General features: G+C 38.9%; 4 protein-coding genes and 2 pseudogenes. 1 reads left to right on the forward strand and 5 read right to left on the reverse strand.

The annotated features are described in order from the left end of the window. The 4 genes and pseudogenes from IM450_RS19960 to IM450_RS19975 all read right to left on the reverse strand — a co-directional run. Positions 1 to 378 (reverse strand): annotated as a pseudogene (locus IM450_RS19960) (IS982 family transposase); the annotation flags it as partial. A gap of 87 nt (positions 379 to 465) precedes the next feature. After that, a complete protein-coding gene (locus IM450_RS19965) occupies positions 466 to 675 on the reverse strand; it encodes a hypothetical protein (protein ID WP_002801820.1) in 210 nt (69 codons plus the stop codon). An 11-nt stretch (positions 676 to 686) separates the two neighbouring features. After that, positions 687 to 2,366: a glycosyltransferase family 39 protein gene (locus IM450_RS19970; RefSeq protein WP_287670066.1), complete on the reverse strand. Its 1,680-nt coding sequence runs from the start codon at positions 2,364 to 2,366 to the stop codon at positions 687 to 689. A gap of 1 nt (position 2,367) precedes the next feature. Then, complete coding sequence (locus IM450_RS19975; protein WP_002801817.1) at positions 2,368 to 2,943, reverse strand: hypothetical protein; 576 nt, start codon at positions 2,941 to 2,943, stop codon at positions 2,368 to 2,370. A 236-nt stretch (positions 2,944 to 3,179) separates the two neighbouring features. Between IM450_RS19975 and IM450_RS19980 the strand changes: the two genes are divergently transcribed. Further along, positions 3,180 to 3,374, forward strand: coding sequence for a hypothetical protein (locus IM450_RS19980; protein ID WP_002801815.1), 195 nt, complete (start codon positions 3,180 to 3,182; stop codon positions 3,372 to 3,374). A 62-nt stretch (positions 3,375 to 3,436) separates the two neighbouring features. On the opposite strand, the pseudogene IM450_RS19985 reads toward IM450_RS19980, so the two are convergent. Then, a pseudogene (locus tag IM450_RS19985) lies at positions 3,437 to 3,644 on the reverse strand (hypothetical protein); the annotation flags it as partial.

The following is a 3,644-nucleotide window of genomic DNA, read 5'->3' on the forward strand; positions in this document are numbered from 1 at the left end:
GATGCGGCGATTATGGCAGACCTGAATTTTGGTGGCATCGACAAAGCTAATCCCCGTGCAACGACCAAAACAATGCTTCAAGTAAACGCATAAGGGGATGAGAGTCGAGGGTATCCATTCGATAAAACGTTGATAGCTAGGTAGTTGGGGGAACTCTTGTCGCCAGTAGACACAAACAGGGTCGAGGTAGAAATGTTGAAAATTACGGTAGTGGTTTTGATGGAAAGCGACCAGGATGGTCATCATTTCGCTTCAAGTCAAGATTTTGCCATGTTTACGAGCTTTATTATCGGGCCAAAGCCTTGTCTGTTCTAATTTAGGTTCAAATACACGGCATCCGTCGTCGACAGGACAGAAAAGAGCTTCTAGACTAGACATAGATGGGTTGGGGGTGCTGAGTTTATATATTTTTCAGCTTACTAGCCCCCGCCTTTTCTTTGCACCCTTATCCCGAACTGACGTTAGTTAATAACTTAACTTCAGAGCATTTACCGGTACATCATCCCAAGACTCTACGGTTCTTAAAACTGCTATCCACCCTGCTTGTTTTTGTTCGTCCGTAAGACTGGTTAACCAACTTTGATGACAATCTTTTGCTGCTTGTTCATCTTGACAGGCAATACAAGCTTGTACTAAACCGCAGGGGTCAATCTGTTCATTTACCCAAATAATCATAGTTAATAGCCCTACTTAACTTTATTATTATACTCCATCGATCGCCCACAGAGAAACTTTTGATATTCATAACCCGTTCCATAATTGGAGGATAACTCTGAGAGTTGACAGTCCGCTCGATCTATTGAAGAATGGAAATTAATTAGCCATAATTCAAAAGGGGGAGAAGAGGGCAGATTAAAATTTGGCTTTTGTTTTGGGTTAACTAAGAGAAACTTAGGGTTTTTATCGGGAAATTTTTGGTTAAATTCCCAAGCAATTCCCATCATTTCTCCCACCTGCACTAAACTCCTATAGCTAGTGGCAATTACTAACGGATAACGGCTATTATTTTCGATAGTGGTAACTAATTTATCTGGCCGATAATACTTACGATAGCCTAAATTAAAAGTCACGCTTAGGGAACTAACTAAAGCCATGATAAGGACAATAATTACGATTTTTTTCTGCTTCCTTTGCCAACAATTGTCTAATAAAATTGCTAGAATTAAAATTACCGAGGGAAAGTAAACAAAACTATATCTAGCTCCCCGGGTAATATCGATCGAGAGCAGATAGGTGATGACCAAGAAAATAGCAATTGAACTGAGAAAAAATGCCGAGAGAATGCCTAATTCTGGTTTATAGGAGTCTAGCCACGCTGTTTTTAATTGTGGGATAATCCAGAGAAAAAAACCGATCATTATTGCCCCAGAAATCAAGATAATTATTAAAGATTCTGATTCGACGGGGAGCAGAGAAAGCATAGTAATTAATGTTCCCAGCAATTGAAAAAAGGGGCTAATTACTGCTGAAAAACTATCATTGTCTCTCTGAATCCAACTGGTCATCTGATTGCCATAATCTTTGGGTACAAACGTGATAAACCAAATAATAATAAAGCTCAAGTTACCTAAAAAAACTAAACTTAAACGCCACCAATTAGTTATCCAAAAGTTTTTTTGTTTGATTTGATTGGATAAAATCCATAATAAAGTTATCGCTTCCGCGAGGATAGTTAAACTAAAAAAATAGTGAACTAATAACCCGATACAGTTGACAATTAACCAGAAAAAAACCAAAGTATGGGATATTCTCTTATGGTCGATAATTTTGCTGCTTGCCCTCAGAAAACAGCCTAAAGATATGAGGACAAATACAACCGCTAAAGTATAATGACGCGCTTCTTGGGAGATAAAAACCGCGTAGGGAGAAACCGCCATTAAAATCGCCGACAGAAAAGCGATAGAGCCAGATTTAAAGACCAATTTGCTGATAAAATAAATTACAGGAATCGAAATAACTCCCCAAAATACTGCCAGCGATCGCATTCCTTCTAAAGATACATATTCTCCGCGATCAAAGAATAATTTATTCCAGAGATAGGCGAGAATAAAATATAAAGGTGGATGATTGTCCTCCTGAATAACTAATTTAATTACATCGGCAATAGTTGCCTGATGGTTGCTCTGGAGAGGTGCTAATAAAGTGGTGAGGGAAATTATCTGATTTAACGGCACTATCTGGTAATTATTGCCAACACTAAAAACCATAGTGGCAAATTCATCCGTCCAGGGAGGTTTGCTAGTTAATTGTGTTAACCTAATAACCAGTCCCAAAATTATTACTAATCCTAACCAGCAAAAATTAGACCAAGCTAACCGCTCCTTGCTTCTTTGTTGTAGAGCAGAAATGACTGTAGATAAATTCAATTTAATTGTTATCTCCAAAAGATTCGATTATTTTAACTGCTTCCGATGGGGAAATATCTTGACGGCAATTAGGATAATCATACTCCTCCCGGGCAATTAATGCCCCACTGAGACGATAAAAATATTCTCCCATTTTCATCCAATCGGAATATAAATCGGGTTCGGGGAATTGTTGCCTTAATTCCGAGTCTTTGGGTGTACCATAATTGAGCCAGTATCCTTCTCCAAATAGTGGGGAATTGAGCGCTAGGGTTCCCTCTAATTCTAAACCATCATCGCCCCTGGCGTTTTCGATTCCTTCCACCAAAAAACAGCTATTCTCGGCATTTTCAAAGAGGACTGCGTATCCATTCCCCTCTTCTGCGAGGATTTTAATCTCGCTGGCCCGAAATCCGGGAGGGATATAGTTAGGTAAAATAATCTTAGCATCCAGCGATCGCAGTTGTTGCCGTTGACTGGCGCTCAAAGTTAGCGTTTCTGCTCTCAGGTATTGCCCATTGTCAATAATAACAATAGATAATCCTAAAACTAAAGGCCAGAGAAATTTTATGGTCATAATCGCTGTTTCTAGGGTCATATTCTGGAGAATATGTCAGTTTTTAGGCAATTTACTGATTATTTAACCAGATTAATGACGAATATTGCCCTTTTCCTGTTCCCGATTCCCTATTTACCGATTCTAATCGACAAAAAATCATAGCTTATCTGTGGATTCCACTTTTTTCCACTTCTGTCACCCAGAATTATGGGACTGACATCACCCCAAACCCTCTCGTATTCTAAGGTTATCGACAGGAAAGAGAGGTAACAACCATGTTAGTCAGCCACCAAAATCCAACTTTTGTCCGTAACTACTTAATCGCAGTTATCTCCGTGGTGATGATGGGTGTGGGAGTTGCCGATCTCGTCAATAATCCCTCCCGAATCGCTCAACAAAACCGTCTTGATGGTTATGGTCGCTATGTTAGCGCTGGTTTGGTTAGCGGTGCGGTCAATAATATACGTTAATTTGCCTCTGATTCTCAATCCTGTTTAAAAGGTGTGAGTAATTATGAATTATGAATTATGAATTATGAACTGGGGAGAATAAATAAAAATAATCTCCTGACTCCTGACTCCTGATAACTGACTCCTGATAACTGATAACTGACTCCTGATAACTGATAACTGATAACTGACTCCTGATAACTGATAACTGATAACTGATAACTGATAACTGATAACTGATAACTGATAACTGATAACTGATAACTGATAACTGATAACTGATAACTGATA

It is taken from the genome of Microcystis sp. M083S1, assembly GCF_020246405.1.
GTDB classification, from domain to species: Bacteria; Cyanobacteriota; Cyanobacteriia; order Cyanobacteriales; family Microcystaceae; genus Microcystis; species Microcystis aeruginosa_C.

What these genes read in the sequence shown, in the direction of transcription:
- IM450_RS19965 (WP_002801820.1), bottom strand. Translation starts at nt 675, where the DNA reads ATGATTATTTGGGTAAATGAACAGATTGACCCCTGCGGTTTAGTACAA.
- IM450_RS19975 (WP_002801817.1), bottom strand. Translation starts at nt 2,943, where the DNA reads ATGACCCTAGAAACAGCGATTATGACCATAAAATTTCTCTGGCCTTTA.
- IM450_RS19980 (WP_002801815.1), top strand. Translation starts at nt 3,180, where the DNA reads ATGTTAGTCAGCCACCAAAATCCAACTTTTGTCCGTAACTACTTAATC.